Annotated in this window: 32 protein-coding genes; 22 read left to right on the top strand and 10 right to left on the bottom strand. The window is 72.3% G+C overall.

The features are described from left to right. Nucleotides 1–18: 18 nt before the first annotated feature. The gene (locus ACZ6K0_RS41165; protein ID WP_469235012.1) at nucleotides 19–672 is read right to left on the bottom strand and encodes a hypothetical protein; all 654 of its coding nucleotides are present in this window, start codon (nucleotides 670–672) and stop codon (nucleotides 19–21) included. Nucleotides 673–945: 273 nt separating this feature from the next. Between ACZ6K0_RS41165 and ACZ6K0_RS41160 the strand changes: the two genes are divergently transcribed. Further along, nucleotides 946–1,599 (top strand): hypothetical protein, encoded by a 654-nt coding sequence (locus ACZ6K0_RS41160; protein ID WP_469235014.1) that lies wholly within the window; start codon nucleotides 946–948, stop codon nucleotides 1,597–1,599. A gap of 205 nt (nucleotides 1,600–1,804) precedes the next feature. Here ACZ6K0_RS41160 and ACZ6K0_RS41155 read toward each other — a convergent pair whose 3' ends face one another. The 4 genes from ACZ6K0_RS41155 to ACZ6K0_RS41140 form a co-directional block, all read right to left on the bottom strand. Continuing rightward, complete coding sequence (locus ACZ6K0_RS41155; protein WP_469235016.1) at nucleotides 1,805–1,960, bottom strand: hypothetical protein; 156 nt, start codon at nucleotides 1,958–1,960, stop codon at nucleotides 1,805–1,807. Nucleotides 1,961–2,003: 43 nt separating this feature from the next. Beyond that, nucleotides 2,004–2,174 (bottom strand): hypothetical protein, encoded by a 171-nt coding sequence (locus ACZ6K0_RS41150; protein WP_469235018.1) that lies wholly within the window; start codon nucleotides 2,172–2,174, stop codon nucleotides 2,004–2,006. Between the two features lie 67 nt (nucleotides 2,175–2,241). Further along, nucleotides 2,242–2,937: a GNAT family N-acetyltransferase gene (locus ACZ6K0_RS41145; protein WP_469235020.1), complete on the bottom strand. Its 696-nt coding sequence runs from the start codon at nucleotides 2,935–2,937 to the stop codon at nucleotides 2,242–2,244. Nucleotides 2,938–2,979: 42 nt separating this feature from the next. Then, a complete protein-coding gene (locus tag ACZ6K0_RS41140; RefSeq protein WP_469235022.1) occupies nucleotides 2,980–3,711 on the bottom strand; it encodes a hypothetical protein in 732 nt (243 codons plus the stop codon). 300 nt (nucleotides 3,712–4,011) lie between these two features. Between ACZ6K0_RS41140 and ACZ6K0_RS41135 the strand changes: the two genes are divergently transcribed. The 8 genes from ACZ6K0_RS41135 (at nucleotide 4,012) to ACZ6K0_RS41100 (ending at nucleotide 10,409) form a co-directional block, all read left to right on the top strand. Beyond that, nucleotides 4,012–4,590, top strand: coding sequence for a hypothetical protein (locus ACZ6K0_RS41135; protein WP_469235023.1), 579 nt, complete (start codon nucleotides 4,012–4,014; stop codon nucleotides 4,588–4,590). Beyond that, nucleotides 4,587–5,066 (top strand): hypothetical protein, encoded by a 480-nt coding sequence (locus ACZ6K0_RS41130; RefSeq protein WP_469235025.1) that lies wholly within the window; start codon nucleotides 4,587–4,589, stop codon nucleotides 5,064–5,066. The genes ACZ6K0_RS41135 and ACZ6K0_RS41130 overlap by 4 nt, the downstream gene beginning before the upstream one ends. 32 nt (nucleotides 5,067–5,098) lie before the next feature. Continuing rightward, on the top strand, nucleotides 5,099–5,725 hold the full coding sequence (locus ACZ6K0_RS41125) for a hypothetical protein (protein WP_469235027.1): 627 nt from the start codon (nucleotides 5,099–5,101) through the stop codon (nucleotides 5,723–5,725). 118 nt (nucleotides 5,726–5,843) lie between these two features. Next, nucleotides 5,844–6,479 (top strand): hypothetical protein, encoded by a 636-nt coding sequence (locus ACZ6K0_RS41120; protein ID WP_469235029.1) that lies wholly within the window; start codon nucleotides 5,844–5,846, stop codon nucleotides 6,477–6,479. Between the two features lie 555 nt (nucleotides 6,480–7,034). Continuing rightward, entirely contained in the window at nucleotides 7,035–7,460 is a 426-nt protein-coding gene (locus tag ACZ6K0_RS41115) for a hypothetical protein (RefSeq protein WP_469235031.1), read from the top strand. 246 nt (nucleotides 7,461–7,706) lie between these two features. Beyond that, a complete protein-coding gene (locus ACZ6K0_RS41110) occupies nucleotides 7,707–8,291 on the top strand; it encodes a hypothetical protein (RefSeq protein WP_469235033.1) in 585 nt (194 codons plus the stop codon). A gap of 103 nt (nucleotides 8,292–8,394) precedes the next feature. Then, a complete protein-coding gene (locus ACZ6K0_RS41105) occupies nucleotides 8,395–9,054 on the top strand; it encodes a hypothetical protein (RefSeq protein WP_469235035.1) in 660 nt (219 codons plus the stop codon). Then, a complete protein-coding gene (locus ACZ6K0_RS41100; RefSeq protein WP_469235037.1) occupies nucleotides 9,051–10,409 on the top strand; it encodes a hypothetical protein in 1,359 nt (452 codons plus the stop codon). Before ACZ6K0_RS41105 ends, ACZ6K0_RS41100 begins: the two co-directional genes overlap by 4 nt. 117 nt (nucleotides 10,410–10,526) lie before the next feature. Here ACZ6K0_RS41100 and ACZ6K0_RS41095 read toward each other — a convergent pair whose 3' ends face one another. Further along, nucleotides 10,527–10,835 carry a hypothetical protein gene (locus ACZ6K0_RS41095; RefSeq protein ID WP_469235039.1) on the bottom strand — a complete coding sequence of 103 codons (309 nt, stop codon included), beginning with the start codon at nucleotides 10,833–10,835 and terminating at the stop codon, nucleotides 10,527–10,529. Between the two features lie 243 nt (nucleotides 10,836–11,078). Between ACZ6K0_RS41095 and ACZ6K0_RS41090 the strand changes: the two genes are divergently transcribed. From ACZ6K0_RS41090 to ACZ6K0_RS41050, 9 genes are all read left to right on the top strand, one after another. Further along, nucleotides 11,079–12,110: an AAA family ATPase gene (locus ACZ6K0_RS41090; protein ID WP_469235041.1), complete on the top strand. Its 1,032-nt coding sequence runs from the start codon at nucleotides 11,079–11,081 to the stop codon at nucleotides 12,108–12,110. 102 nt (nucleotides 12,111–12,212) lie between these two features. After that, nucleotides 12,213–13,760 carry a DNA phosphorothioation system sulfurtransferase DndC gene (dndC, locus tag ACZ6K0_RS41085; RefSeq protein WP_469235042.1) on the top strand — a complete coding sequence of 516 codons (1,548 nt, stop codon included), beginning with the start codon at nucleotides 12,213–12,215 and terminating at the stop codon, nucleotides 13,758–13,760. Beyond that, nucleotides 13,757–14,146: a hypothetical protein gene (locus tag ACZ6K0_RS41080; protein WP_469235044.1), complete on the top strand. Its 390-nt coding sequence runs from the start codon at nucleotides 13,757–13,759 to the stop codon at nucleotides 14,144–14,146. Before dndC ends, ACZ6K0_RS41080 begins: the two co-directional genes overlap by 4 nt. 44 nt (nucleotides 14,147–14,190) lie before the next feature. Next, the gene (locus ACZ6K0_RS41075; RefSeq protein WP_469235046.1) at nucleotides 14,191–14,796 is read left to right on the top strand and encodes a hypothetical protein; all 606 of its coding nucleotides are present in this window, start codon (nucleotides 14,191–14,193) and stop codon (nucleotides 14,794–14,796) included. A gap of 38 nt (nucleotides 14,797–14,834) precedes the next feature. Continuing rightward, the gene (locus tag ACZ6K0_RS41070; RefSeq protein ID WP_469235048.1) at nucleotides 14,835–15,485 is read left to right on the top strand and encodes a hypothetical protein; all 651 of its coding nucleotides are present in this window, start codon (nucleotides 14,835–14,837) and stop codon (nucleotides 15,483–15,485) included. 140 nt (nucleotides 15,486–15,625) lie between these two features. Then, complete coding sequence (locus ACZ6K0_RS41065; protein WP_469235050.1) at nucleotides 15,626–17,482, top strand: RNB domain-containing ribonuclease; 1,857 nt, start codon at nucleotides 15,626–15,628, stop codon at nucleotides 17,480–17,482. Beyond that, nucleotides 17,482–17,838: a hypothetical protein gene (locus tag ACZ6K0_RS41060; RefSeq protein ID WP_388011318.1), complete on the top strand. Its 357-nt coding sequence runs from the start codon at nucleotides 17,482–17,484 to the stop codon at nucleotides 17,836–17,838. Before ACZ6K0_RS41065 ends, ACZ6K0_RS41060 begins: the two co-directional genes overlap by 1 nt. Nucleotides 17,839–17,967: 129 nt before the next feature. Beyond that, a complete protein-coding gene (locus ACZ6K0_RS41055) occupies nucleotides 17,968–18,381 on the top strand; it encodes a hypothetical protein (protein WP_469235052.1) in 414 nt (137 codons plus the stop codon). Nucleotides 18,382–18,411: 30 nt separating this feature from the next. Beyond that, nucleotides 18,412–18,711, top strand: a complete 300-nt coding sequence (locus tag ACZ6K0_RS41050) for a hypothetical protein (RefSeq protein WP_388011314.1) — start codon at nucleotides 18,412–18,414, stop codon at nucleotides 18,709–18,711. A 71-nt stretch (nucleotides 18,712–18,782) separates the two neighbouring features. Here ACZ6K0_RS41050 and ACZ6K0_RS41045 read toward each other — a convergent pair whose 3' ends face one another. Then, on the bottom strand, nucleotides 18,783–19,373 hold the full coding sequence (locus ACZ6K0_RS41045; RefSeq protein WP_388011312.1) for a hypothetical protein: 591 nt from the start codon (nucleotides 19,371–19,373) through the stop codon (nucleotides 18,783–18,785). Between the two features lie 199 nt (nucleotides 19,374–19,572). After that, entirely contained in the window at nucleotides 19,573–20,466 is an 894-nt protein-coding gene (locus tag ACZ6K0_RS41040) for a hypothetical protein (RefSeq protein WP_469235054.1), read from the bottom strand. A 302-nt stretch (nucleotides 20,467–20,768) separates the two neighbouring features. Between ACZ6K0_RS41040 and ACZ6K0_RS41035 the strand changes: the two genes are divergently transcribed. Then, nucleotides 20,769–21,362 carry a hypothetical protein gene (locus ACZ6K0_RS41035; RefSeq protein WP_469235056.1) on the top strand — a complete coding sequence of 198 codons (594 nt, stop codon included), beginning with the start codon at nucleotides 20,769–20,771 and terminating at the stop codon, nucleotides 21,360–21,362. Nucleotides 21,363–21,476: 114 nt separating this feature from the next. Here the strand turns inward: ACZ6K0_RS41035 and ACZ6K0_RS41030 are convergent, their stop codons facing one another. Next, on the bottom strand, nucleotides 21,477–22,967 hold the full coding sequence (locus ACZ6K0_RS41030; RefSeq protein WP_469235058.1) for a hypothetical protein: 1,491 nt from the start codon (nucleotides 22,965–22,967) through the stop codon (nucleotides 21,477–21,479). A gap of 50 nt (nucleotides 22,968–23,017) precedes the next feature. After that, complete coding sequence (locus ACZ6K0_RS41025) at nucleotides 23,018–23,542, bottom strand: hypothetical protein (protein ID WP_469235060.1); 525 nt, start codon at nucleotides 23,540–23,542, stop codon at nucleotides 23,018–23,020. A gap of 416 nt (nucleotides 23,543–23,958) precedes the next feature. Between ACZ6K0_RS41025 and ACZ6K0_RS41020 the strand changes: the two genes are divergently transcribed. From ACZ6K0_RS41020 to ACZ6K0_RS41010, 3 genes are all read left to right on the top strand, one after another. Continuing rightward, the gene (locus ACZ6K0_RS41020) at nucleotides 23,959–24,417 is read left to right on the top strand and encodes a hypothetical protein (RefSeq protein ID WP_469235062.1); all 459 of its coding nucleotides are present in this window, start codon (nucleotides 23,959–23,961) and stop codon (nucleotides 24,415–24,417) included. 73 nt (nucleotides 24,418–24,490) lie between these two features. Beyond that, nucleotides 24,491–24,703 carry a hypothetical protein gene (locus tag ACZ6K0_RS41015; protein WP_469235064.1) on the top strand — a complete coding sequence of 71 codons (213 nt, stop codon included), beginning with the start codon at nucleotides 24,491–24,493 and terminating at the stop codon, nucleotides 24,701–24,703. A gap of 83 nt (nucleotides 24,704–24,786) precedes the next feature. Next, a complete protein-coding gene (locus ACZ6K0_RS41010; RefSeq protein WP_469235066.1) occupies nucleotides 24,787–25,617 on the top strand; it encodes a hypothetical protein in 831 nt (276 codons plus the stop codon). Nucleotides 25,618–25,695: the final 78 nt, after the last annotated feature.

Raw genomic sequence — 25,695 nt, 5'->3', positions numbered from 1 at the left:
AGTCCTTGCCCGCTTCGTTCAGGCGTCGGCCGCGAGGCTGAGCGTGGCCACCCGGGCCTGTTCGAGGAGGGGCAGGAAGTCCTCTTGGCAGGTCCCGAGCGTGAGAGGCCGCTCGGACGGGGTGACCAGGTCCCAGCCGTGGGGCTGGAGACGAACCACGAGACAGGGCTTCGGAAACTGGTCGCCGAAGCGCATCGGCCCGGTCCGGGGCGCGATGACGAGCACGTGCAGACCGGCCAGCGGCACGTCCTGCGATCGCACGGCGCGCACCGCCGCACCGATGCGGTCAAGCTCCCGGGCCACTGCCGCTGTCTCTTCCGGGGTGGCCGAGCGCTCCACCCGCCAGTTGATGTTGACGGGGTCCTTGCCGGGCCTGAAGTCCGGCCAGCTCAGAGAGGGGTGCAGACTCTGCATCCACGCGCGCATCGCGGTCCGTTTGTGGGCCTCGTCCCGTCCACGGCCTCGCTCCGACCACCAGCGGAGAACGCCCTCCGCTCCGCCGCGGGCCAGAGCCGTGGCACTCTGGGCCGCCACGATCCGCTCTTCCAGGTCCGTGGCCTCGCGCTCCAGGGCCGTCACCCGGCCGCGTGCGGTCTCGAGCTCGGCGCGCGTGGTGGCGAGTTGCTCACCGAGGCGCACCGGGTCATCGGTCGGGTCCGTTGAACCAGCCATCTGCTACTGCCTCTTCTCTTCGGGTCGGGTGCCGGCCTCGGTCGCTGTTCGTCCGGACTGCGGGCTCGGCCCGTGACTGTTCGCCAAGAAGGGCACGCCGGCACGCCTCTACTTGGCGGGTGGGGCCCCAGGCGGGGGGACAACTGGACATTAACGCAATTCATAGAGTTAAGCAAGTATTGTTTTGGTGCTACGCCCCGAGAAGAGCCGGGCCGTGGACGTCGGCCCCGCCCGCCCGTGGACGCGCGGCGGTGCTCTGCGAGGATCGGCGGCGTGGAAGAGATGCGAGCCCGTCCCGGGTGGAAGCAGGTCCCGATGCCGCTGGCCGTGGCTGGCCTCCCCCGCGACGGCCGGGGATATCCGGTGGGCTGGACGACGCTCTGGGAACCCCGCGACGCTCCGGGCAGGTCATCGGTGATCCGCAGCCCCGAGGAGGGCGCGGTGCTGTGGTGCTACTGCGCGACCGGCACCGGGACCCCGCTGCTGGGACAGGTGTGTCCCCGGCGCCAGCGCACGGCAATGGCCCGGCGGCGCTGCCAGCTGTGCGGTACTTCGATCGACCGGGACGCGAAGGTGGTCTTCATCGCCGGCGAGTCGGAGGGGACGGCCGCCCAGCTCGTACGAGAACCACCACTGCATGCGGCGTGCGCCGCCTACGCAGCCCGCGTCTGCCCCTACCTGGTGGTCGGGAGCCGTGCGGGGGCGCTGCGCGTCGCCGAGGCGCCGTCATACCAGCTGTTCGAGGAGCGGGTCCGGCCCAGCGGCTTGGATCCGCAGGCGGACATGCTCAGGGAGGTGTTCCCCCTTGGGAGCAGCGCGGCGCCGGGATTCGGCGCGCTGGAGAACCTGCTGGCCGTTCCCGCGGGCACGTGGGTTCCCTTCGATGCCTGGTTCGCCGGCCTTCCTCCCGCGGGTTCCCGGGGCTGACCCTGCGCGATCCCGGCCGGCACGGTCACCGAGCACGCCAGTCGGAACGGACTTCGTCCCAGACGCGCCCAAGCCACCACAGCCGGGCCGGGTTCTTCCTCCAGTACTTGCGGGCCAGCCACCGGTACCGGCCGGGACGGAGCCGTCCCACCGGCGCGGGCAGGCGCAGCCGCGTCATCTGCGCCAGCGGTCGCACTCGGTACTCTCAGGAGGCGTTCCAGGCGTCCAGCTCCGCGTCGCCGGTCGGGTAGCGGGGAGAGGCGGGGATCCCGTGCCGGGCGCAGAAGCTGCTCCAGGCGCGGAGCAGCTCGGCGTCGTAGGTCTCGGGGGCACCGCGGTGGCGGAAGCGGAATCGGGGCATGGGTCTTCCCTCGGCGGGTGGTTGGGGCGGTGCCCGGTCGCGGTCAGCAGTCCGGGCGCTGCGCGGCTTCGGCTCGGCGGGCGGTTTCGCAGAAGGCGGGCTGGCACGGTACTTCCCGTACCCGGTAGCGGCTCCAGACGACGTGGTGGTCGCACAGGATGCGTTTCGTCTCGCCGTGGATGCAGCGTTCGGCGATGTGCAGGTGGGGCGGCAACGGGGGCTCCTGCTCGTGGGGCCGGGCCCGGCGGTCGAAGAAGCCGGGCCCGGCGGGCGGGCGGTCGTCAGTACCGGAGGCGGGTGCCGTCGAACACGGCGTCGGCCGGGAGGGAGGCGCCGGGCAGCAGGCCGGTGATGACCCGGTGGGGAGCGCCGGGGACGGCGGCGAGCCGGACCGCCGGGCGCAGCGGCTTGGCCGACATGCGGGTGTCGTCGGTGGTCATGCCGATGAGGCGCTGCTGTGGGAGGTGGATCAGGAGGGCGTCGCCGATGGTGTAGCCGTGGTGGCGGTAGAAGTCGTCCAGGGCGGGCTCGTGGTCGACCGTCACCAGGCCGTACCCGGCTCGCGTGAACCGCTGCTCGGCGGCGCCGATCAGGGCGGCGGCCACTCCCCGGCGGCGGTGGTCGGGGTGGACGGCCACGCCGTGGATGATGCCCAGGCTGCGGACCATGTGGCCCAGCAGGGGAAGGCTGTCGATGCCGGGGTGGGTGTACAGCCATTTCGGCGGGCCGCCGAGCAGCGCGCCGATGAGGGTGCCGGTCTCGTTGTCCTCGGCGACCAGGGCCAGGCTCCGGTCGTGGGAGAGAGGCGGCATGGGCAGTGAGGCCAGGACGCCCCGGGCCATGCCGAAGGGGTCGGGGTCGAAGGGGTCGGCGAGGGCGATCACCGGCATGAAGGTGTCGGTGTCACCGGGGCGAGCGTCGCGCACCGTGAATGCGGCGCTGACGGTGGAGGGTCGGGGGCCGAGAAGCGGTGCCATGGCAGAGGTCTCCTGGGAAAGTGAGAGGGACGGTCGTCGCGGTCAGCGGGAGGCGCGGCGGTCCAGGGCACGCAGAACGTCGGTGAGCGTGCCGTCGGAGACGGTGTGCATCGGATCGCGGGTGCTGCCGAGCTGGGGGTCGTAGGCGTAGACCCGGGCCTTCGCGCCGAACGAGCGCATCAAGGTGTGGGCCGTCTCCAGGAGTTGCGCCTCGTCGGGCAGGCTGCCGAAGTCCGGTTCGGTGTGCAGAACGGCGAACCGGCGGCGGTCCGCGTACGGGAACTCGCCCCGGTGCATCCGGCGTGGGGCGAAGCCCCAGCACTCGTGGAAGTTGTCCCAGTGGGCGTGGACGGCGGCGGAGGGGTGGCCCTGATAGGGCTCGCGGGTGATGGTCGCGCCGGGCTCGTCGAGCAACCAGGTGATGCGGTGGGGCTTGTCCCACATGGCGCCGCTGTCGATGAAGAGGCTGTCGTTGGGGGCGGTGGCTGTCCAGACCTCCGGCTCGGTCCACTCCCCGCCGCCTGCGCCGGGGAGTTGCTTGGGGCCCACCCCGGCGACGACGGCCGTACTCGTTCCGTCGCCGTTGTCGCGCAGCCAGGCGTAGTCGCCGGCGGTGGCGGTGAACCCGGGCCCGGGGCTCCACTGCGGGGCGTCGGGGAACGCCGTTTCGGGGAAGGAGAGCACGACCGTGACGCGGCCGCGGCGGTCGAATCGGCGGGGGTTCCAGGTCTGGTTGATGGCGGCCTCTATGTGGCGGCGCAGGCTTCGCTTCATGTGCGGGAACTCCTCGGCTGGAACGGGGCGCGGCAAGGGACGAGCGGACGCGCGCCGGTGAAGGCAGGCCAGGCCGAGAAAGGTCATCGGCGGCCGATCAGTTGCCGCCTCGTTCGGCGACACCCACACAGTAACCCCAATTCATAGACTTAAGCAATCAGCCAAAGCTCTTGACCTTCATTAATCTAATTCGTAGAGTTAGGCAATCAGTGGGGCGTCTTCGCCACGCCCTCGCGGCACGCCGCCGGACCTCCGCGCAGGCACCGCCGCCCCGGTACACACCCCTGAGGACTCCTCTTCATGCTCTCCGCGCACCCCTGGGATCACGCCCAGGCCGTCACCTCGCTCGCAGCACCGGGCGGCACAGGCGACCGGCACCGCTGGCAGGTCGCCGACACCGGCCGCATCTTCGCCGTCCACGGCTCCCACGCCTTCCCCGACGACCCCATGTACGACATCTACGAGACCACCGACGGCACCCCGCCCGTCCCGGCCGCCCGCCTCGCGCAGCTCCACTCGCTCATGCGGGCCAGGCTGCTGATCGCCAAGCTGACGCGCCCCGCATTCACCGCGAACTGGACGGTGTGGGAGACGGCCCTCGTCATCGGCGAAGGCATCGACCTGGCCACCGCCCCCGTCCGCGAGCGCGGACCCTGGACGTTCACCTTCGACTTCGCCCTGGACAGCGAACGCCAGGGCTACCGGTACGAGGCGCAAGGCCCCCTCCTCGAAGCGGCGTTCCAGGCCGCCGCCGACTTCTTCCACGACAACGAGGTGACCGACCCCGAGGCCAACGAGGACGGCATCCTCGGCATCGTCCTGGCCTCCTACACCCGCCGGTGCCCGCTGCCCGGCCGGACGGCCGGAGCGCGGCCGTGACGGCCTACTGGCGGCGGATGGACCGCACCGCCATGACCGGCTCCCTGGTGAACTGGCCGACCCGCCTCGACAGCTACGGAGGCTGCGGCACCAGCGTCTACGCCGTGTGGCCCGAGGCGGCCGACGAGCCGATGCTGGCCTGTTCCCGCGGCCTGCTGCTGCACGCCCTGCTGCAGGAAGAACCCATCGGCGACCCCGGCCCGTGGGCCGCCGCCTTCCCCGATCTCAACGACGGCGACCTCGATGCCGCCGAGCGCTCGACCGGCCTCCTGGCCGCCCTCCTGTTGGGCACCACGGGCGCGAGCTGGGCACTGCGCGAACCGGACACCGACCCGGCCGCGCCGATCACCGAGGCCTTCGCGGGCTTCTGGACCGCCGGCGAGCAGGATCTCACCGCCGCAGGCCGCGCCGTCGTGGACGCCCTCACCCAGTCCTACGGCCGCCCCCCGGTGCTCCTGACTGTCCAGGACACCTGATCCTCCCCCAACTCCCCATCGGAGAAGCGAACATGACCCAGCACCCCACCCCCGAGATCGCGGCACTCGCCACCGACCTGATCGGCATCAGCGCCTCATTCACCCCCCTCGAAGTGGAGGGCCTGGTGCGCACCGCTGCCGAAGCCGTCCACGGCGACCCGGACGATCTCAGCACCCTCCAGCGCGAGCTGGCCGCCCGCGCCCACGCCCTGATGGCCGAAGAGGCCGAGGGGACCTCCGACACCACCGAGGAGTCACCGGCCGCCGCCTACACCCGGATGTCTGCCCTCCAGGAACGGCTGCGCGCCGAGGCGGAGGCCGCCGCCGAGGAGTTCACCGCGCTCCTGCGCGTCCTGCTCCCCCACGCCGCGTACGTGGTGCTGCAGGTCCGCGGCAACGACACCTTCCGGATGGACCGCGCGGTCACCGCCGACGGAACGACCGTCCACGACTTCGACGACCCGCTCCCCGCCCTGCCCGAGGCCCTGGCCCGCGCCTGGGGCAAGGACCCGCGCTTCGAACTCGACCTCGATCACATCGTGGGCGAGCTCCAGGCCGCCGGAGTCACCTTCGGGTCGCTTCCCGAGACGGCCCGCGACCTGGAAATCGACAGCCAGCACGAGTACCTCCCCTCCATCGACCTGGGAACCGTCGCATGACGAGATCCCCCCTCGTGCCCTCGGCCGTTGGCACCCGCGCCTCCTTCTTCCACCGCCTCCCCTCCGTGAGGGGCACTTCGTCTTCCCGTTCCACCACCTTGTGAAAGGCCCAACTGCTGTGACCCGCCTGATCAACACCGGAAGTCACGCCCGCCGACTCCTGAGCCAGGGCGCCCGCGGCGCCATCGGGGCCGCCCTGGTCACGCTGGAGCGCGGGTACCACGAGTCAATCGCCTGGGGCAGCCTGCCGGTCACCTGGATGCAGATCCGCCTTCCGCACCCGGAGATGACCGGTCAACCCGCCACCCACGCGGTCGCAGTCGAGAACATGGACGTCCCGGCCTGGGCCCTCCAAGGCGGGCCGAAGTTCCAGGGCGCCATGGAGGAGTACGGGCAGGCACTGCTCGACGAATCCGCAGGTCTGGGCCCCGACTCCAGGACCGACCCGATGGGCCCGGTCGTGGGACTGCTCGCCCTCGCCGAACGGTCGGCGCTCGACCAGGACGAACTCATCGAAGGCGTGGACGTCCTGGACACTCCCGGAGCCAAACAGCAGCGCAACCTGACCGCAGTGCTGGCCGACGGCACTGTCCTGGCCGTCACCCGCACCGTGGGTGAGCCGACGACGCACCGTTCCCAGAACCACATCTCCCGCTGCCTCCGCGGACGTACCCTGGCCCCCGCGCTGTGGCTGATGGGACAAGGCACGGGCGCCTTCCCCCTGGAGATGCCCCCGCCGGTGCAGCGCGTGTAGAGGAGCCGTCTGGCCTGATCGCAGTCCGCGCGAGCCGTCGCCGCTCTGCCTCTCTGGCCCCGGCTGGGCTTACCCGGCCGGGGCTCCGTCGTGGCCGTCCCAAAGGAACCGGCCGCGCGGGGACGGGCGTTGCACGGTGCCCTGGCCCCGCCGGCGGAATCCGCCCGCTGCGTCCTTCCGGTCACCCGTGTCCGAGGCAGGCACTATGTTGGCCGGGTGGAATCCCCTGACCTCCCCACTGCCAGCCCGGTCCCGGGGTTCTGGTTGGTGTCGACCGATGGGATCGCCCAAGCCAGACCAGGAGTCGACTGCTCCCGTCCGCCGAGTGCCTCCGACTCCGATGTCCCGGCACGGAACTTCGCCTGCACGACGTGCGCCAGTCCCGGACCCCACACCGTGGCCGGACGGCTGGGCGGGGAGGCCCGAATCGTGTGCCACCTGTGCGGGGCACTCTGGGTTCCCCACTTCGGCCCCGACGTCGACCAAGTCCAACGCCGGCGCGACCTGCTGAGTCTGGCCGCCGCTGCGGCCTACGGAACGGGGACGACGTTCACGATGCCGGCCGAGGCAGGCCCGGAGTCGCTACGACTCGAGCTGCTCACCCGGCTGTGGGAACCCACTGCGGCCGACATCGAGTGCGCCCGCTGGCTCAAAGCGGAACTCCGTCTCGCCTCCCAGACAGGGAGCACCGGGCCGAAGCCGGTCTCGCGGTCTATGTACTGCTGCAGCCGACTCGAGTACTGGAAGCCGACCCGATCACCGGAGTTCTCCCGCCTGCTGGCCGGGGTTGTCGCCGTGCTCAGCGACGATGTCCTGACTGCCCGCCCGGCGGCGCAGAGCATCCTCGAAGCTCTCGGGAGCCTCGTCGAAGAGGTCGCCGCGTGCACGCCTCCGTCCCCCGTCCCCGTCTCCCGATGGAAGCGCGTCACGGCGGCCGGGCTGTCCCGCTGGCGACGGAGCCCCAGGGCGGAGGACCGGTAGGACCACGGCTGCGTCTTCGGCGTTCTCCACCCTCATCGGGCCACCGAACGGCACACCATCGCCACGGCGAACCGTGCGGACCCACCGCCAGCCCGTGCACGCCCCGGAACGAGGCCGTGGCCTGCACCTCTGCACTGATCGCGGACCGGTGAAACAGCCGGCCCGGGGCGACGGAGCACCGCGAGGGCCGGGCGAAGTCCGGGGATCGTCTGGTGTGGGGCTTGTCCGAGCGGCGACAATAACGGCATGCGTTTCGACCTGACCGATCTGCTGCCCGCGACCGCCGAGGTGCTGGACGCAGCCGGCCCGCTGGAACCCCTGCGGCTCGCACTCGCCGGCCGGGACGTCCAGGTCTCCTTCGCGGAGTTCACCACGATGGCAGACCAGCGCAGCAGCGTCGACCGGCTGGCAGCGGCGACCGGGGCCGACCCGGTGTTGTCCGAGCTCGGCGCACGTGCCTACACCTACACCCTGACCGCGGACCTGCCCGGCGGGATGGTGCTGGTCGCGGGAACGCACCCGACCCTGAACAGATCGCGTCCCGAACGCTCGACCTCCACCGCCGCCACAGCGACGCTCCTGCGGGCCCTTGTGCCCTGGGCGCAGACCCTGGCCGGCCTGCCGGTCTCGGTCAGCGGGCTGGAGGTCACCGACACCGCGCACCGGTTAGGAGTACAGCTGCTCGTCGACGGCGCCGACGACCCCAAGGCGGCGATGGTCGCGGCCTCGACAGGGGTCACCGCGCTGCGGACCGCCCCCGCGATCCCGTTCGGGATCGACGGCCGCGGACGCCTGCCGTCCGGGCACCCGGTGCTGATCAGCGTCATGTAGAGGAGCCTCGACCACCCGCCACACGGAAGTGTGCACCTGAGTAGACACTCGACAAAGCTGTGTGTACCTTCATGCTCACTTATCGTGAACAGGCGAGGTGGCTGTGCCCGTACCTTTCGACCAGGTCCTTCCCGCCGGGGACATCCCGGATCTCGAGGACGCCCCGCTGTGGCGCGATACGCGGGGCCAACCCCTGCGCAGGCAGTGGGGCGGCGCGACCTACGAGGTCCGCAACCACGTCGACGGTTGCATCGTGGTGTGCCACACCGCCGAGCCGACGGCGGTCAACTACCCGCTCTCGCAGGAGGCCGAGCTCGCCTTCCACCGTGCCCTGGCCGATACCGTGTTCGCCGACGCGGCGATCAACAAGGGCTGGGACGCGGACAACCGGGCGGCGGCCGGCGCGGAGCCCGGCGGAAGCCAGTGGGCCGCAGCCTGGGTCAGCAACGGCGTGCCGGGCTTCGCCGAGCACGACACCTGGGACGGAGCCCACCGCGCCGTGGCCGAGCGGCTCGACGAGATGGCCGACGGCCTCGTGCTGACCGGGGACACCCTCACCGCGCAGATCGCCAGCGCCCACCTGAGGCGCTGCGCGAACCAGGTCCGGGACGTGGTGCTGACCGCCGAGTTGGGCGATGCGGTCCGCCGGGGCAAGGAATGGATGAAGGAGGAGCGGCTCGTCACGCAGATCGCCGCCGGCCTGGGCATCAACCGCCGCTTCCTCTACCGGGTGTTCCACGGCACGGAATGGCGCCGGCTGTGACCGGGCCGGCCCGCTCCCCTGCGCGGCCGGCCTCGACGCCCGGCGGCCGTGGGCGGCGGCAGGAAGCGGACCGCGCCGCGCTGGACCGGTTCCTCTACGGCATGCCGTACGCCGATCTGCTCGCCCACGGTCCCAGGCTGCCACTGAACACCGCCTGGCGGCGCCTGCTGCACCGCACCGGCGCGGTGGACGCCGTCCGGGCGGCGTGCGGCGGATGGGCCCCGGCCGTCGACGCCCCGGAGTCAGAGCAGACGATCACCGCATTGGTGCCCAGCACAGGCCCCCGCGCCGACACCGTCGTCGACGTGGTCGCCGTGGCGGGCGGCGCCATCGCCGATGCCCGGCGCCGCGACGAGACATTCGCCCGCTACGACGAACGGTGGGCCGGCGGCCGCGGCACCCTGCGCGATCTGGTGCCCGCCGATATCGGTACGGTGCGCAGCCGGCTCGCCCCTCCCGGCGTCCTCCTGGCCCATCACGGCCTGGCGACCCCTCACCATCTGCAGGACGGGCGCCTGCTGCGCGTCTCGGCCGGCCTGGCCGCGTACAGCTCGGTGCCGCACTTCGTCCCGGGCCCGCTCGCCGAGGACGCCGCGACCACCGCGATGATGGACGCGCGGACCCGCGCGGAACTGACGCTGCCCGCCCCGTCGGTGCTGCTGTTCCACGACGGTGTGCCGTTCGACGCGGTGGCCGGCGATAGTGACCTGGTCGAGGCCGCAGGTGAAGGGCGCCTGCCGCTGGGCGATGCGCCGGTGGTGATGGGCGGAGTACTCACCGCCCGCGAGGACGGGCACTTGGACGAGGGGCTGGGCTGGCTCCTGACCGCGGCCACGGACCGGCGCACCGGCATCCCGCTCTACTCCCTGGTGCCGGTGCCGTACGGCAGTCATCCGGCCGGGCGCGCCCTGTACGGCTACGCGGCGCTGCTCGCGTTCGAGAACTGGCGGCCGCCGCCCGAGCTGCCCCGGCGGGACGGGGCCCGACGCCGGGACAGGGAGATCAAGAAGCTCGCGCGGACCCGGCAGGCCCGCGACGGCGGCTTCCACGGCGTCCACCTGCTCGACTACCTGCCTCCGCCGGATGAGCCGGCCGCGCGGATGCGCTCCGCCGCAGGGTCGGGCGAGCTCACGGCCGGCACCTGGCGCCGTGCCCACGTCCGCCCACGCGTGCGCTACGGGATCCGCGACGACACCGGGCGCAAGGTCGGGCCGGTCTACAAGGAGAACGCGGTGCTCGGGGTGACCTACGAGTACCGGCACCGGTGGGTGGCGCGGACCCGGATCAGGCCGGACCTGCCGTTGGCGGACCGGGAGACGGTGTACGCGCTGGACGGCCCCGGCCGCAGGGTGTGAGACCCGGTCGAGCGCGAAGGCGAGCCGGCTCGGCCGCAGCGGATCCCGATGTGTACGGCCTTGGCCCCTGCCGGTCGGATGCCACTCCCGTCGGCTGCAGGCCACGCGATCAGCGCTTCACTTGCCGTCGAGCCCAAGCTGATGCCGGGCACCTTCGGGATCGGCTCGGACAGCGGTGTCCGCGATCTGCATCCCTGCCGTGTCCAATGCGCGGTATAGGCCGTTTTCGCCCGCGACAAACTGGGGGTTGTCCAGGTCGTCGCGGGGTGCGAGCCGGTAGCCGGGCGGCAGCAGATCGCCATCCGCAGGTGTCTCTACCCACCACAGCCGCCAGACCGTGCCGTGAGAATCCTCGGCCTCGAACGTGTCGCTGCCGTAGCCCCCAACCGCGCCCCACTCCGGCAGGGGGCCGCGTGTATAGCTCACGAAGCGTTCCTCTCATGTCATGTACACCCGCATGTCGCGACGAGTGGACTGAAACTCTTCGGCGCCGCACTGAAGAGCCTACTGAATCTTCGGCGCGCCGCTGGAGTCCTCGGCGCGATCCGACAGGGGCGTTCGGAGCGGAGCCATCCAGAGATCGCAAAAGATTGCTTAACTCAATGAGTTCGCTTATGGTTGGGGTCACCGGGCCGGTTGCAGTCCGGCCGCCCCGAGCCGGGAGTCTCAATGATCACCACCATCGCGATAGACGGCTTCAAGTCGTTCCAGGACTTTGAGGTCGAGTTCCCCTCGGGGCCGCTCACCGTGCTGACCGGTCCGGCCGGCACCGGCAAGACCAACCTCCTGGACGCCCTCACGCTGGTCTCCCGGACCCTGACGGACGGCTGGGAGGCGGCCACCGCTTCCAGCCCCCGGCTGGCTGCCGACGTCCTCCTGCTCCAGAGCGAGCACGAAGGGCGGCCCCGGACCGCGCAGCGGATGCGGATCGTGGTGCGGGCTCTGGTGCCCGGCGCGGCCGGGCCGGTCTCGGTGGAGCTCAGCGCGTTCCGGGCCCCCGACGGTCGCACGGCCGTACTCGACGCCGCTGGCAGCGGTGTGCGGACGGCCGCGCGGACCGGGGCAGCGCAGCGCCTGCTTCCGCTGGACGGCGCTGGGGCGCTGATGGACACGCTCCGGGAGCAGGCCGGGAACTGGCAGGCGGTCTCCGGCGGTACAGGCGACACCGCTTCGATGCTGCGGCGGCTCGGCCCGGAGGCGGCGGCCCGGCTGGATGCGGACCTCGCGGCGCTGGTGCACGGCTCCTCCGGCGTCCGGGCCGTCGATGGACGGATCGAGGTCCGGATGGCGCACCGGGGCTGGGCGGCGGTGGACATGATGCCCGCCGGGGTGCTGCGGATCCTGGAGGTCCTGGCCGCCTGGCACACCCGGCCGGGCGTGCTGGTCCTGGACGGGATCGAGGAAGGGATGCACCCGACGGCCGCCGCCGAGCTCGCCCGGCGGTTCGCCCGGCGGCTCGGTTCCGCCTCCTCGCCCTCCCAGTTGGTCGCCAGCACGTACGCACTGGACCTGGTCAACGCGCTGTCCGGCGGCGACCACGGCGCCGTGGTCGTGGTCGAGAAGGCCCATCGGGTCGACCCGGCTCAGCGGACCATCACACCAGTGAGCATCGCCCTGCCCGTCCGGGAGCCCGGGCCGCAGGAGGAACCGGGGCTCTGCGTCCGGCCTTCCCGGCTCGCCCGGATGCTCACCGCCGCATGAACCCCGCCGGGGTGCCGGGCTGATCCCGGCCCGGTCCCCCGGCCCGTTCCTCCCGCCGCCGGCGCAAACCCGGCCACCACCCCGTGTACTGAAAGGTCAGTCATGCCTCCGCCCGTCCTGGTACCCGGTCTCGGCCCCACGCGCCGCAGCCCGTTCGGCGACCTCACCCCCCACCGTTACCTGGAGCTGCTCCTGGAGGAGATCCGGGAGTTGTACCGGGCCGACCAGGTGCCCTGGGTCATCGGCTACAGCGGTGGCAAGGACAGCACCCTGGTCGCGGCGCTGGTCTGGTGGGCCCTGGCCTCCCTGCCGCCGGAGCAACGGACCAAGACCGTCCACGTGATCTCCACCGACACCCTGGTGGAGAACCCCCTGGTGGCCGCGTGGGTGGGCCGGTCGCTGGACGCGATGCGCGAGGCCGCCGCCACCGAGCAGCTGCCGATCGAGGTGCACCGGCTGACGCCGGCCGTCGAGGACTCCTTCTGGATGTGCCTGATCGGCCGCGGCTACGCGGCGCCCAGGCCGAAGTTCAGGTGGTGCACAGAGCGGCTCAAGATCAAGCCGTCGACCCGGTTCATCCGCTCCGTCGTCGCCGCCCACGGCGAGGCGATCCTCGTGCTTGGCATCCGCAAGGCCGAGAGCGCGGCACGGGCCAAGTCCATGGCCCGCCACGAGAAGGGCCGCGTGCGCGCGCGGCTCTCACCCAACGGCGACCTGCCCAACTCGCTGGTCTACAGCCCGATCGAGGCTCTGACCAACGACGAGGTGTGGATCTTGTTGATGCAGTACGACAACCCGTGGGGCCACAGCCACAAGGACCTGCTCGGCCTCTACCAGGGGGCAAGCCCCGACTCCGAGTGCCCGCTGGTGGTCGACACCACCACCCCCTCGTGCGGCGACAGCCGCTTCGGGTGCTGGACGTGCACGATGGTCAGCCAGGACAAGTCCCTCAACGCCATGATCGCCAACGACGACGACAACATCTGGATGCGCCCGCTGCTGGAGCTGCGCAACGCGCTCGACATCGACGACGACCGGCATCTGCGGGACTACCGCAGGTCGAACGGCTCCCTCATGCTCTTCCACGGCCGGCTGGTGCACGGCCCCTACACCCAGGCCGCCCGGGAGGACTGGCTGCGCCGGCTACTGCGCGCCCAGCACCAGATCCGCACCCGCGGGCCCGAGTACGTGCGCGACCTGGCCCTCATCAGCCTGGAGGAGCTGCACGCGATCCGGCACGAGTGGGTGGTCGTCAAACACGAGGTCGAGGACATCCTCCCGGCCATCTACCAGGAGGAGACCGGCGAGCCGTTCCCCGGCCCGGCCGTCCTGGACGGCGGCGTCGGCTTCGACGCCGACGCCATGGCCGTACTGCGGGAGGTCTGCGACGGCGACGAGAGCCAGTACCAGGGAATCCGCGCACTGCTCGGGCTGGAGCGCCGCTTCCGCACCGCCGGGCGCCGCGCCGGGTACTTCGAGGCCCTGGAAAAGACCGTCACCAAGTACATGTTCACCGACGAGGACGACGCCCTCCAGTACGCGATCGCCCGCGAGCAGATCCGCTCCGGCCTCTACGATCAGAGCGGTCCCGAGCCCCCGGGCGCAGGTGGGGACGACGACAACCCGTACGGATCGAAGGAGAGTTCGTGACCGAGCAGCCGCCGGCCGCACCGCACCCCGACCACCGGGGCCTGCCCGCGCTGTACATGGCCGAGCTGGCCGTGCACCGGGAGCGCTGGCAGCTGGTCGTCGTCGCACCGGGCCCCGAGGTCGTCGTCGACGCGGTCGACCTCGGGCCGGTAGACACCCTCGCCGTCGCCGACCCGGACGGCCCCGGGCGCCACCTGGTCCCGAGCCCGGAGCCCCAGCCCGTTCCGCCGCTCACGGACGCGATCGGGCTGCTCCCCGCGGTGGGCTACACCGTCGACCCGGCGGCCTGGGCCGACCCGGCCAAGCTCCACGGCTGGACCCAGGTCACCCACACCATCTGGACCGCCCCTTGCCATCGGGCCGCGCCCCCGGCGCAGCGACTGTAGCGACCGGGGCCCCGAAGACCTTCAACGAGCAGGAGAGCGACGGCATGACGACCGCCGAGCCCGACCCGGCCTGCCCGGACTGCGCCGAGCAGCTGGAGTACGACACCGCCAACGCCGTCTTCGTCTGCGGCAACGGGCAGTGCGCGTTCCTCGGGATGGAGAAGCCGGTGTGGAGCACGCTGGAGGAGGCCGGGATGCTCCTTGCTCCGGTCACCGGGCTGCCCCGCCCGACGCGCCAGGGTCTGCCGGTGCCCTGGGTGACCCCGTGGAGCACGGCGCGGGTGTGGTGGCGCGCCATGGACCCCCGGCTCCTGGCCCGCGCCCACAACGAGTGGCGCTGCCAGGTGTGCGGAGACCTCCTCCCCAAGCGGGCGTGGGTGCTGGCCACGCCCTTCGGCGTGGTGCTGCAGGCCGCGCTGCACCAGGCGTGCAGAGATCTGGCGCGGGCTTCCTGCCCGCACCTGTCCGGCCCGGCCACCCGCAGCAGCGCCCACCTCGTCACCCGCGCCCAGCTGACCTCCAACGGCCGGCCCCTGCTCCAGGCCCCGCCCTCCGACCCGCACTTCCTCCAGCAGTGGGAACTGGCCGCGCACGCGGTACGACCCGAGCACGAAGCCCCTTCCGGCCCGGCGGCCGCGGCACCGGCCTGACGCCCGCCCCGGGCAATCCGACCATGCAGGAGAGCACGATGAACGAACGGTCGCCCGATGTGGCCGACCGGACCGGCCCCGCCGCGGGACCCACCGGACCCGCCCCGGCCGCCGGCGGGCTCCTGGTCCCCGCCGAGACCGCCCTGATCCGCTACCTGCGAGAGCGCGCAGCCGAGGTCGACCCGACCTCCGAGCCGGTCCTGGACGGGTGGAGGTACCCCTCCCCCTTCCACCTGCTCCTCGACGCCGGCCGGCTCTTCGCCCCGGCCCCGCTCCCGCCCGGAGCCGACCCGCTCATGGTGACCTTCTGCTACACCAACGCCGCGCAGACGATCGAAGACCAGGAGGACCCGGACCTGGTGTACGTCGAGGGGTACGGCAGCTGCACCGTCGACAGCGCCGTCCACCACGCTCCCCATGCCTGGGCCACCGGCGGCATGCACGCCATCGACCCGACCTGGCCTGCCGATTCGGGCTGCGCCTACCTCGGCATCCCCTTCGCGGATCCCGAGATGTGGCCGCACCCCCTGTACGGCGACGGGATCCTCAAGCAGTACGCCACTCTGCTCCCGATCCTGCGCGAGGGTCTACCTGCGGACGCGATCGCCGACATAGGCCGGCCACTCCCGCACCAGGCACGCCGCCGTGCCGAATCCGCAGGCCCGCTCAGCCTCACGCCCTCCAGCTGATCCCCGGCCCCGCCTTTTGCCCTTCGCCAGGAGCCGAATCCCCGACGCCGACAACGCCGTTGGACATGATGCGAAGGACGGGCTGTCTGGAAGCAGCACCCCCACGGCCGAACCACTCCGTCCACGAAGGAATCGAACCGTTGTCTCAGTCTCTGACCACCCAGCCCTCCGTCCTCTCCGACCTGGCCCCTGCCGTCATGATCGACCGCCCCGGCTCCGTCGACCGCGACGACGCCATCAGCGTCGAGCGCGTCGGCGACGGCTGGCACCTGACCGTCTACGTCGCTGACGTGGCCTCCGGCGTCGCGCCGGGCAGCGCCGTCGACCGGGAAGCCTTCACGCGCCGCGAGTCGGCGTACGGGGGCTGGCGCGGCACCCAGAAGATGCTGCCCCAGCCGGTGGAGGCCCAGCTGACCCTGGCCGAGGGGAGGCCGTGCGCCGCGATCGCGATCCGCGTGCACGTCCTCCCGGACGGAGAGGTCGGGCGCGTCGACGTCGAGCGCGCGACGGTGAGCGGCCTGGTGGCCCTGAGCCACTCCCAGGCCGCCGAGGCGGTCCGCGACCGCGCGCATCCCCTCCACGAGGTCCTGCGTGAGGCGGCGGCGGTGAGCGAGGTCCTGCTCGCCCGCCGGCGCCGCCAGGGGGCGCTCGCCCTGTACGACCTCCTCAGCGGGTGGGCGACCAGTGAGGACGGCGTCGTGGTCCGGCTCGCCTCCTTCGAGCGGACCATCGGCTACAAGATCGTCCAGGAGTGCATGATCGCCGCGAACACCGCGCTGGCCTCCTGGGCCGCGGAACGCGACCTCCCGCTGCTGTTCCGCAACCACTCCGCCGCCCGGGTCACCGCCCCGCGCCAGACCCTGCTGGACGATCTCGACCTGGCCTTCACCGACGGGTCCGCCGCCCGGCTGGAGGCACTGCGTGAACGCACCCTGATGACCCTCAGGGCCGCGGAGTACGCACCGTTCATGGGCGGCCACTGGGGCCTGAACCTGCCCGGCTACGTCCACGCCACCTCGCCCCTGCGGCGCTACGCCGACCTGGTCGTGCAGCAGGTCATCTCCAGCTACCTGGACGGCGCCGACTCCCCGTACGGGCAGGACGCCCTGGCCGCGATCGGCAAGGCGCTGAACACCGGCGCCCGGCAGGACCGCGAGGCCGAGCACGACTCCCGCAAGTCGGCCGCGCACTCCGCGGCCCGCCGCGGTGCCGCGGCGGCGGAGGCCGACTACACCGGCCTCGACGCCCCGGCGTTCCACGCCCTCCTCAAGCGCGGCTGCAAGGAGGGCATCGCCGGCGCGCCCCTGGTCGCCGAGACCTCCCGGCGGGCCGCCGCAGGGCAACTCACCTCGCTGGAACTCCAGATGGTGCTGCTCGTCGCGGGCGGGCCCGGATGGGAGTCGGCGCGCAGCGCCTGCCTCAACGCCATCGCGGCCGCACCCGAGACGGCCGTGTCCATCCTGTCCGTCCACGCGCAGGTCAACGCCCTGCCTCCGGTCGAGTTCACGGACAAGACCGTCGGCCAGAGCCCCAATACCGTCTTCTGCGCGCAGGCGTCGTGGTCGGCGGCCGAGAGCCCGGTCGAGGGAGCCCGGCGGTCCGCGTCTACGAAGAAGGGCGCCCGGCACCAGGCCGCGCTCAGCCTGCTCGCCGCGCTCACCGAACTGCCCGACCCCTCCCTCGACCTCGCACAGCCCGTCCCCGAAGCCGCGCAACCCCCGGCCGCCGAACCCGCCGCAGAAACGGCGGAGGGGCGTTCGCCCATCTCGGTCCTCAACGAGTACCAGCAGATCAAGGTCATCAGCGGCCTGAGCTACACGATGACCTCCAAGGGCCCCAGCCACCTCCCGACGTTCACGTGCACCGCCCAGGCCACCCACGACGGCACAACCGTCGTCGGCTCCGCGTCGGCCCCGACCAAGGCGGCGGCCAAGACGGCAGCGGCGGCCGGTCTGGTGGATCGGGTCGACGCGGCGCGGGCCGCGCACGTCGGCTGATGTCCGCGCCCACTCCGCGGGCCGAGCCCGTACGTGGGACGGGGCGGGAGACGCCGGCGGCGGCCGCGGTGGATCCGTGGCCGCTCGTGGTCCGGGTGACCGGCGGTCGGCTCGACCACCGGGCCCGTCCTCGTCTGACCCGGGCGGGGCGGCCCACCGGGTGGCTTGACCTGGCCTGCGGCGGCAGCTGCCTGGCCCGCGTGATGGACAACGCCCTGCGGAAGGCCGAGTGCGCCCGGTGCGCCGAGCGGGCCGGGCGAGACCGCGACCCCGAGCGGTGGCGGACCGCCGCTGCCGAACGCCGGGCGCAGATGGCGGCCGGCCGCGGCCAACACCCGTTGCCGTTCCCGGTGTGACGGCGAGACAGCTGGCTGGCATTCGGCGCGGTTGCCGCCGGCCCGTTCCGGTCCGCCGTCCGTGCCCCAGCCCGTACGATGGCCGCAGCCGGCCGGTGGACTTCGGACCGGCATGAATTCCAAGGGGGCATGGTGACCGCGCAGCCGTCAGCCGTCGGCAGGGACTACCTCTCGCCAGACGGCCGCCGAGGTGTCCTGGCGGGCCTGGAGTCCGCCACCGTCGCAGAGCTGCGCGCGGGCACGCCGGTCCACCTCGACCTCGCCCGGCTCGATGTCTGCCCTCGGCCGCTGTCCCTCCTCGACGGGGACTGGATGGCGGCCCACCCCGACATGGGCCTGATGCCGATCGGCCCCGTGCTCGAACTAACCGGGCCGGAGTTCGACCAGCTCGCCGCGGGCCACGTCGTGGAGCGGGAGATCGACGCGACGGCACTGTGGGAGGCGTTCCCCGTACGGATCGCCCAGGCCGAGACCACCGGCGAGCTTCAGGAGCGCTTCGCCGCACTCGACGAGGGACGCGTCGACCCGCAGGTCGGCCGGTAGCCGTTTTCCATTCGACCGAAGGACTGAGCCGTGCCGGACCGACCCGAGATTGTCTGCATCTGCGGCTCTGCCCGGTTCGTGGACGAGATGCGTGTGGCGAACCGTGATCTGACCTTCGCGGGTGTCATCGTTGTCGCGCCTGGCGAAGCGGACGGACCGGTCACCGACGAGCAGAAGACCGTGCTGGACGCTCTCCACTTGCGCAAGATCGACCTGGCTGACCGGGTGCTGGTCGTCAACCCTGGTGGGTATATCGGTGAGTCCACGAGCAGGGAGATCGCGTACGCCCGCGCCGCCGGCAAGCCGGTCTCGTACACCGATCCCGTCTGACCCCGTGGCGTTTCGCACCGGGCCGCCGTGGCGTGGTCTGCGCGGACGACGCATCTAGACCGGGGACGGGTTCAGCAGCCGTACGATTCCAGGATCTGCCGGGCCTTCTCGTCGGCCGGGGTCAACGCGTGCAGCCCGCCGCGGACAGCGTGGTCCAGCACCAGCGGCGGGTAGGTCTTGTCCAGCGGGGCGACCGTCATCCGGCCCGCGGTCTGGTCGTCGTAGGTGACCTGCGAGGACCTCGGGAACCCCCGGTCGCTGGCGTACGGGGTGCTGTGCAGGCACTGGCCCGGACCGCCCAGCTCCCGGTGGTAGCGCGCCATCGGGTCGGGGAACACGTACGCGGCGGCGTCCGGAGCCTGCGCTCCCACCCAGCACAGAACCACCGTGGCGAGGATGATGTGCCACCAGTGCGCGCCGAAGCGGCGGAAGAACGCCCTGGCCCCTAGGAACACCCCAAGCGACGCGGTGACCGTCACGGCGACCACCACGGCGAGGGCCACGTTGCGGTGGTCGTGCAAGAGCCGGGACTCGAGCGCGAAGTACATGGCCGTGATCATGGTGACCCAGACCGTGCCCACCGCGATCCCGCCCGCCGGCGCGGTGTAGTCCGGCTCGCCGTGTGCGTCGGCCGAGACCGGAATGCGCGAGCTGAAGGTCACTTCTCCCCCTGTGCCCGGCCGGGCCGGTTCCTCTGTTTCTGCTGGCCGTAGCACCTTACGGCACCGCACCGTCAGGCCCGGCCGGGATATCGGTGCGCCCGCTGGTGCCGGGGCGGGGTAGGTGGAGTGCGGCCCGGACATGGGTGCGGCCCGGGCGCCGGCTTGAGCCGGTGGGCGGGCCGCCGCGGGCGGGTGGTGGTCAGGTCTCGCGGGCGCTGAGGATCAGTGCGCGTTCGCGGACGAGGTCGCCGTGGACGGCGGCGTCGGTATCCACCGGCAGGGCCTCCAGCGCCTGCCCGATGGAGGCCAGGGCTTCGTCGAAACGACGCAGCCGGCGCAGCGCCGCTGCCTGGCGGAAGAGCGCGACGGCATCGGGGCGCTGGTTGAACGGCGGCCGGTTGAGGAGTTCGAGGATCCGGTGGGGCTGGCCGGGAAGGTCATGGCCGAGCCACAAGCCGTGCAGCAGCGCGTGGAAGACCTTGGGGTGGTTCCCGGACTCCTCCAGCAGCGGGTCGATGAGGTCGAGCGCGGCCGGATCGGAGCGGCCGAGGAGGGCGAAGGCGTGCAGGGACCGGCTGAAGGGGTCCAGGTCCACGGTCCGGCCGCGGTGGTCGAACAGGTCGGTCAGCACCTGGCAGCGGAAGTCGTACCGCAGGCCGAGGCCGTACAGGTGCAGCCGGGTCCGCACGGTGAGCGGCGGCGCGGCGCCCAGGACCTGCTCGGCCGTCAGGTGCGTGAGCGCGCTGCTGCCGGACTGCCGGCCCTTCCAGGCGATGTCGGAGAGCAGTTCGGCGGACTCCTGCCAGGAGGGGCGGATCACCTCCGCCCAGTGCTCCGCGCGGGCTGTCCACGGCCGATCGAGGTGGTCCGCGATGTCGTAGCCAGCGATCTCCAGTACCGCGCCGCGGGTGAGCGAGGTGAAGGCGGCCCGCTCGAGGACGGGGTGGATGTTGGGCGAGCGCAGCAGCCGGCGGGCGGCCTCCCTGCGGGCCCAGGCCGAGGAGGCGGGGAGGCGGGAGTAGGAGATCACGGCTGCTACGGCGTCGTCGAGCCAGTCCTCGGAGCTGGGGAGGTCGAGCACGGTGTCGGTCACGGGAAGGCCCTTCGTCCGGTGGGTGAGGAGCGGTACGCCCACTAGAGGTGTGAGAAGGGCCTGCGGTGTGACCAGCTGTCCGCGGCCTGCTGGCGGACAGGACCCTGGCGGTGTCGGCGCCGATCGCTATGCTCAAGGCAGCGCACCTCGCTGTGCGCGCCGGTCCGGGCCCACCCCCGGGATTTCGGTGAATCGTGCTGCCGCGCGGGTGCGAGTGACGACCGGTGCCTCTTCCCGAACCGCACCCTGGCCTGCTCGTGGTGGGACGAACCGCAGCGCCGGGGCGCGACGAAGGAGAAGCGGTGACCCCGTCCTCGCCCAACACCAGCAACCACCAGCGCATCGCCCGGTTGCTGAACAGCTCGACCGGCTGCGGCTACCAGAAGGCCCTCCAGCGCGTGCAGGCCGCGGCCAGCGCGGGCCGGCTGCCCGCCAGGCTCGACCAGGCCGGCCGCGAGGAAGCCGTGCGGATCCTCACCGAGACCCACCCCCAGCCCGTCCCGGCCCCGGCCCCGGCCCCGGCCCCGGCCCCGGCGGAGGGTGCCCCGCCCCTGGACATGCAGTCGCCGGCGGCGCTGGTCGGGCTGGTCCGTGGGGGCCTGGAGAAGACGGTGGCGGTGGCCGACGGCGGCGTGTGGGCCCGGGGCCGGCGGGTGCTGCCGGTCGACCTGGGCGACCTGCCGGCCACCGAGCTGGCCGCCACCATCGACGAGGCGATGGAACGGCACCGGAACTTGCAACGGAAGGAGCAGGTCGTCGCCGCCATGCGGGCGGAGCGGGACCGGAACCTGGCCCCGTACCCTTTTCTTCCCGCCGTCCCGGAGGCTGTGCGCGAGGAGATGGAGCGGCTGGCGGCGCGGATCCACCCGAAGCCGCGGAGCGGCGAGCCGCAGTGAACCGCCGCCGGCCGGGCGCCCTGCGGACTTCCGCAGGAGCCCGTCTTCCGCAGGAGCCCGTGCCGGTTCGGGGGAACGGACCGGCGCGCGATGGCCGGGGCCGGTCGAGTCGGGCTACGCGCCGGTGGCGGTCCGCTTGACTCCGCCGCGGCGGCCGAGGCCGTAGGCAACCCGGTAGACGTCGGGCATGTCGAGCTGTCCGCTGGTGCGGCGGCTCATCACTCCGACGTCGACCAGCTCCTCCAGCAGCTGCGGGAGGCTGGCGGGGCTGCGCGGGCCGGTCCGGGCGCGGCCGGTGCCCTTCCCGGCCTCCGGGACGGATTCCTGGAGCCGGTCGGCCAGGCTGCTGCGCTGCCACAGGTCGAACACCTCCTCCTCCCAGATCGGGACCTGCTTCCCGGCCAGCGGCTCCAGGGCGAGGCGGACCCACGGCAGCGCCCGGTGGAGTTCGGTGGCCCGCGCCCCGTTGCGCACGCTGTGGCGCAGATCGTCGTGGTGCAGTGGCCGGTCGTGTCCGGGGCGGTGGCGGCCGGTTTCCTCAAGCGCGGTGGCCAGCGCGGTGAGGAACGGGCGCGGAGTGATCACTCCCAGCGCGTCCTGGAGGTGGTTGGGCAGGAAGGTGTAGGTGTAGCCGGTGCGGGCGTTGGTGCCCATGAACCGGCCGGCGAGGGTGGTGAAGAACTCCTCCTGGATCTTCGGGTCGCCGTTCAGCCCGGAGGGGGCGAGGAAACGGCCGTCCTGGCTCTGCTCCCAGGTGGGCCAGGCCGCGCGGAAGGCGGCGGCCTCCGCGCTGTCGTGGTTGCCCAGGAGGTGGATGAACAGGCCGTACAGCTCGGTCCTGCCGGTACGGCCGAGGTAGTCGGACCGGCCCCAGGAGAGGTCGGCGGCCCGGCCTGTCAGGAAGCCGCGGTCCGGGCGCGGGACCCCGGTCAGGGCTCCGTCCAGCATGTCCGGGCGGATGAACACCTTCGCGCGCAGCCGGGTGGTGCGGCGTGAGAGGGTGACGGCGAGGTTGAGCATGCCGGAGGCCAGGTGCTCGGCCAGTACCCGGTCGGGGTGGAGCTGGTCCAGGGCGTCGAACAGGACGAGCCGCACGGTGTCATCGCCGCGCGCGGCGCTCTCGAGTTCGGCCAGGGAACGCTCGGTGGCCCCGGGGTTGCGGGTCAGCCAGTCGACGCGCTCGGTCCAGGTGGTGAGGGCGGCAAGGTCCGGTACGCCGAGCGCGGTCAGCGCGACGGCACTCCACAGGACGGTGGGCGGCACCCCCCACCCCGTCAGGGCGCGCAGCTCCCCTGCGGTCGGCTGGCCGGCGTCCGGCCGCGCCCCGAAGGCGGTGACCGCCTCCGTCTTCTCCAGCCTGGGCATGCGGTACTCGCGCGCGGCGACGGCGCGCAGCTGCGGGTCCGTCAGGGCCCTGGCCCAGAACGTCTTGCCTTCGCCCGGCCGTCCGCGTACGACGGTGCTCTCCATGTACAGAGCCGGGCGGTGAACGCCGGGGGTGTACATCAGCGGGGCCGGGAGGGTGAGGGCGTCGGTGGCGAGCGCGGCCGAGAGCGCGTCGTGCAGCAGTGTCCGGAGTTCTACGACCGGGCGGGTGAGGGGCATCGGGGCCTTCCAAGGTGGGGTTCTGTGGCGTCGGTCTTCGTTCGTTCCGGTCACCACCAGTGCCGGAACAGGTAGTTGCCGCGCGGCAGTTCGCCGCGTCGGATGAGGTCGGCGAGAATCAGTTTCAGCGACGGGGAGAAGGCGCGATCGGCGAAGAAGCGGTCCTCGAACACGGCGTTTTCAAGGTCTTGCGTCTCAGGCGGGTTCGCCTCGACGGTGGCTGGGGTGGTCTCGTCGGCGATCCGGATGCTCAGCCAGTAGTTCAGTTCCGTCATGCCGGTCTTGCGGACGCTCTCGCGGGTGCGGGAGTCCCAGCCCAGATAGATCTCGGTGTCGTCGAACGCTTCGAGTGCTTCCAGGTAGTCATCGTCGGAGGTGAGTTCGTACAGCTTCACGCTGTCATTGCGGATGTGCTCCTCGTCCCGTCGGCATCCGCTCAGCGAGCTGTACGGCTTGCCATAGACGCGCTCGGCAATGGCTTCGATCGGGATGTGGCCGTTCTCGGCGGTCGCATAGTCAGCGTGCGGCTCCAGCACGTAGATGCTGTACGGCGTGTACTCGGGTGCATCAGGCATGACGGATCTTCCTCATGGGTGGTGAGTGCGTGATTGCCGGGAGGAGGGCGTGCAACTCGGGTCCGCGGCTCCCCAAACATAAAGCAACTCATAGACTTAAGCAACATGTCCGGTGCTCCAGCCCTCGCCCCTGCCGTCGACCACCACCCTGCATGCCGGGGAACGACACCGACGGCCAACGTCGACCCCCGCGCAGCGCCGCCGGCCAAGCGGGAGGTCGATCGCGCAACGCGCCGCCGGCCGGGCGCGACAGGAGTGCGGAGGGAGGGGTTCGATATCAAGGAAGTTGCTTAACTCTATGCGTCTATGTATTGTTTGAGGTGTCGCCGGGCGAACGAGTGCCCCATCCGGGCCCGGGCCGTGCGACTCCCTCCTCTTCTCCGCGCCTTCTGGCCCGCCCACTTCTGGAGGCATCCGTGCCCGAGACAGCCCGCCGCCCCGCTCCCGCCGGCCGGACCTCATCCGCCCGCTGGTGGCGCTGGAGTGTCCTGTGCGCCCTGCCCAGCGCCGCCGTCGCCCTCGGCAGCTCCTGGCTCTACGAGCCGCACACCGCCGCCGACGCCCTGATGGCCGCCACCCTCTCCAGCGTCGCGGTCTACGTCTTCGCCACCACCATGCCGCTGCGCCGCCGCAGCACCACCTTCCAGGCGCGCCGGGCCACCCTGGCCATCGTCGAGGCCGACCCCGACCCCGAGGGCGGGAGCCCCAGCGACACCTACGAGCTGCGGGTCTACGGCGTCAGCGTGCTGGTACGGCTGCGTCGGCACTGGAAGGGCGAGCACCTGGTCCCGTACGTGCACATCGACCACGAGGCCGACCGGCCCCGGCTCCTGCTCGTCGAGGTCGACAACAAGGGCGAGACCGAACACCGCTGAACCTGACCCGCCACCGCGCCCGTGGCCGGGCCGTCCCCCAGCGCCCCGGCCGCCTCTCACCGAAGGAGCAGACGTGCAGCCCGAGTTCACCGCCGGAGACCGCATCAAGGTCGTCCTGTGCACCGACGAGCACGACCCCGTCCCCGCCGGGGCGACCGGCACCGTCACCCACTGGAATCCCCACCCGCTCATCCGGCAGCTCGGCGTCGCCTGGGACGCCCCGCACGACCACCGCCGCCTGATGCTGGTCCTCACCGACGGCGGCGACAGCGTCACCCGCATCTGACCCGCCCGCTGCCGGGCGGCCCGAGGCCGCCCGGCAGCACCCCGCCCGTCCACTCACCCCGACCCCCTTGAGAGACGCTCCTCATGCCCGCGAACACCCCCGCCCCCGCAACCGCCGCCGAGGTCCGGGCCGCGATCGACTTCGACTCCGAGTACGTCGTCCACTTCCGCGACGGGAACACCTGGGACCGGCCCGAGTCCGCCGAACACCACCAGCTCCACGGCATCGACGTCTGGCACACCGTGCGGCGCGGTCGCCGCTACGACGCCGCCGTGCACCTCTTCGAGGAGGGCGTCCTCACCCTCACCAGCCCCGGCGCGGCCGTGCGGTTCATCCCGACCGCGACCTACGAGGAGTACTTCTGCTCGGCCGAGGACTGCGAGGAATCCACCGCGGACGGCGAAGGGTGGGCAGGGCTGTGCGGCAACTGCGCCGACCGCGCCGAAGCCGAACACGAAGCAGACAACGAAGAGGCCGACGCCGGCACCCCACCGGGGCCGCCCGCGCTCCCGCCCTACACCATCGCCGATCTTCGCCACGCCGCCGCCACCGTCCACCACATGCTCCTGCTCGCCCTCGACTCCCAGTCCGGCGTCGGCGAAAGCCTCTGCGACCAGCCGATCCCCCACGCCGCGGACACCGACGAGCCGCGCACCTGGCAGTCCCTCGGCGACGAGGCGGCCAGCACCGCCTACAACGCTGTGCGGCAGCTCCTCGACAAGGCACCCGACCTCGGCGGATGGGCCATCGGGCTGGCCACCGACGACCTGGTGCCCGAGCCCGAACCCCTCACCCGGTGGGAAGACGACGAAGCCGCCTTCCGCGTCCACGTCGCCTTCGCGGACCACGTCGACGCCGAGCGGCGCGCCGCGGTCTACGACGCGCTGCGCCTGGCGCTGCGCTCCGGCGTCTGACCCCGCCGGTCCGCGTACGCACCTCCACCTCGGGGGCCTCCGCCCCGGCACCAGCGCGGCGCTCCGGCCGGCTGCGGC

The organism is Streptomyces sp. NPDC042346 (assembly GCF_055581845.1).
The sequence above is the reverse complement of the archived record's forward strand: the minus strand, read 5'-3'. Positions and strand labels throughout refer to the sequence as shown.

Coding starts and splice junctions, on each gene's coding strand:
- ACZ6K0_RS41140 (WP_469235022.1), bottom strand. CDS start 3,711: ATGAAGCGAAGCCTGCGCCGCCACATAGAGGCCGCCATCAACCAGACC.
- ACZ6K0_RS41025 (WP_469235060.1), bottom strand. CDS start 23,542: ATGCCTGATGCACCCGAGTACACGCCGTACAGCATCTACGTGCTGGAG.
- ACZ6K0_RS41055 (WP_469235052.1), top strand. CDS start 17,968: ATGGTGACCGCGCAGCCGTCAGCCGTCGGCAGGGACTACCTCTCGCCA.
- ACZ6K0_RS41090 (WP_469235041.1), top strand. CDS start 11,079: ATGATCACCACCATCGCGATAGACGGCTTCAAGTCGTTCCAGGACTTT.
- dndC (WP_469235042.1), top strand. CDS start 12,213: ATGCCTCCGCCCGTCCTGGTACCCGGTCTCGGCCCCACGCGCCGCAGC.
- ACZ6K0_RS41125 (WP_469235027.1), top strand. CDS start 5,099: ATGACCCAGCACCCCACCCCCGAGATCGCGGCACTCGCCACCGACCTG.
- ACZ6K0_RS41070 (WP_469235048.1), top strand. CDS start 14,835: ATGAACGAACGGTCGCCCGATGTGGCCGACCGGACCGGCCCCGCCGCG.
- ACZ6K0_RS41060 (WP_388011318.1), top strand. CDS start 17,482: ATGTCCGCGCCCACTCCGCGGGCCGAGCCCGTACGTGGGACGGGGCGG.
- ACZ6K0_RS41010 (WP_469235066.1), top strand. CDS start 24,787: ATGCCCGCGAACACCCCCGCCCCCGCAACCGCCGCCGAGGTCCGGGCC.
- ACZ6K0_RS41155 (WP_469235016.1), bottom strand. CDS start 1,960: ATGCCCCGATTCCGCTTCCGCCACCGCGGTGCCCCCGAGACCTACGAC.
- ACZ6K0_RS41145 (WP_469235020.1), bottom strand. CDS start 2,937: ATGGCACCGCTTCTCGGCCCCCGACCCTCCACCGTCAGCGCCGCATTC.
- ACZ6K0_RS41075 (WP_469235046.1), top strand. CDS start 14,191: ATGACGACCGCCGAGCCCGACCCGGCCTGCCCGGACTGCGCCGAGCAG.
- ACZ6K0_RS41165 (WP_469235012.1), bottom strand. CDS start 672: ATGGCTGGTTCAACGGACCCGACCGATGACCCGGTGCGCCTCGGTGAG.
- ACZ6K0_RS41115 (WP_469235031.1), top strand. CDS start 7,035: ATGCCGGCCGAGGCAGGCCCGGAGTCGCTACGACTCGAGCTGCTCACC.
- ACZ6K0_RS41135 (WP_469235023.1), top strand. CDS start 4,012: ATGCTCTCCGCGCACCCCTGGGATCACGCCCAGGCCGTCACCTCGCTC.
- ACZ6K0_RS41030 (WP_469235058.1), bottom strand. CDS start 22,967: ATGCCCCTCACCCGCCCGGTCGTAGAACTCCGGACACTGCTGCACGAC.
- ACZ6K0_RS41110 (WP_469235033.1), top strand. CDS start 7,707: ATGCGTTTCGACCTGACCGATCTGCTGCCCGCGACCGCCGAGGTGCTG.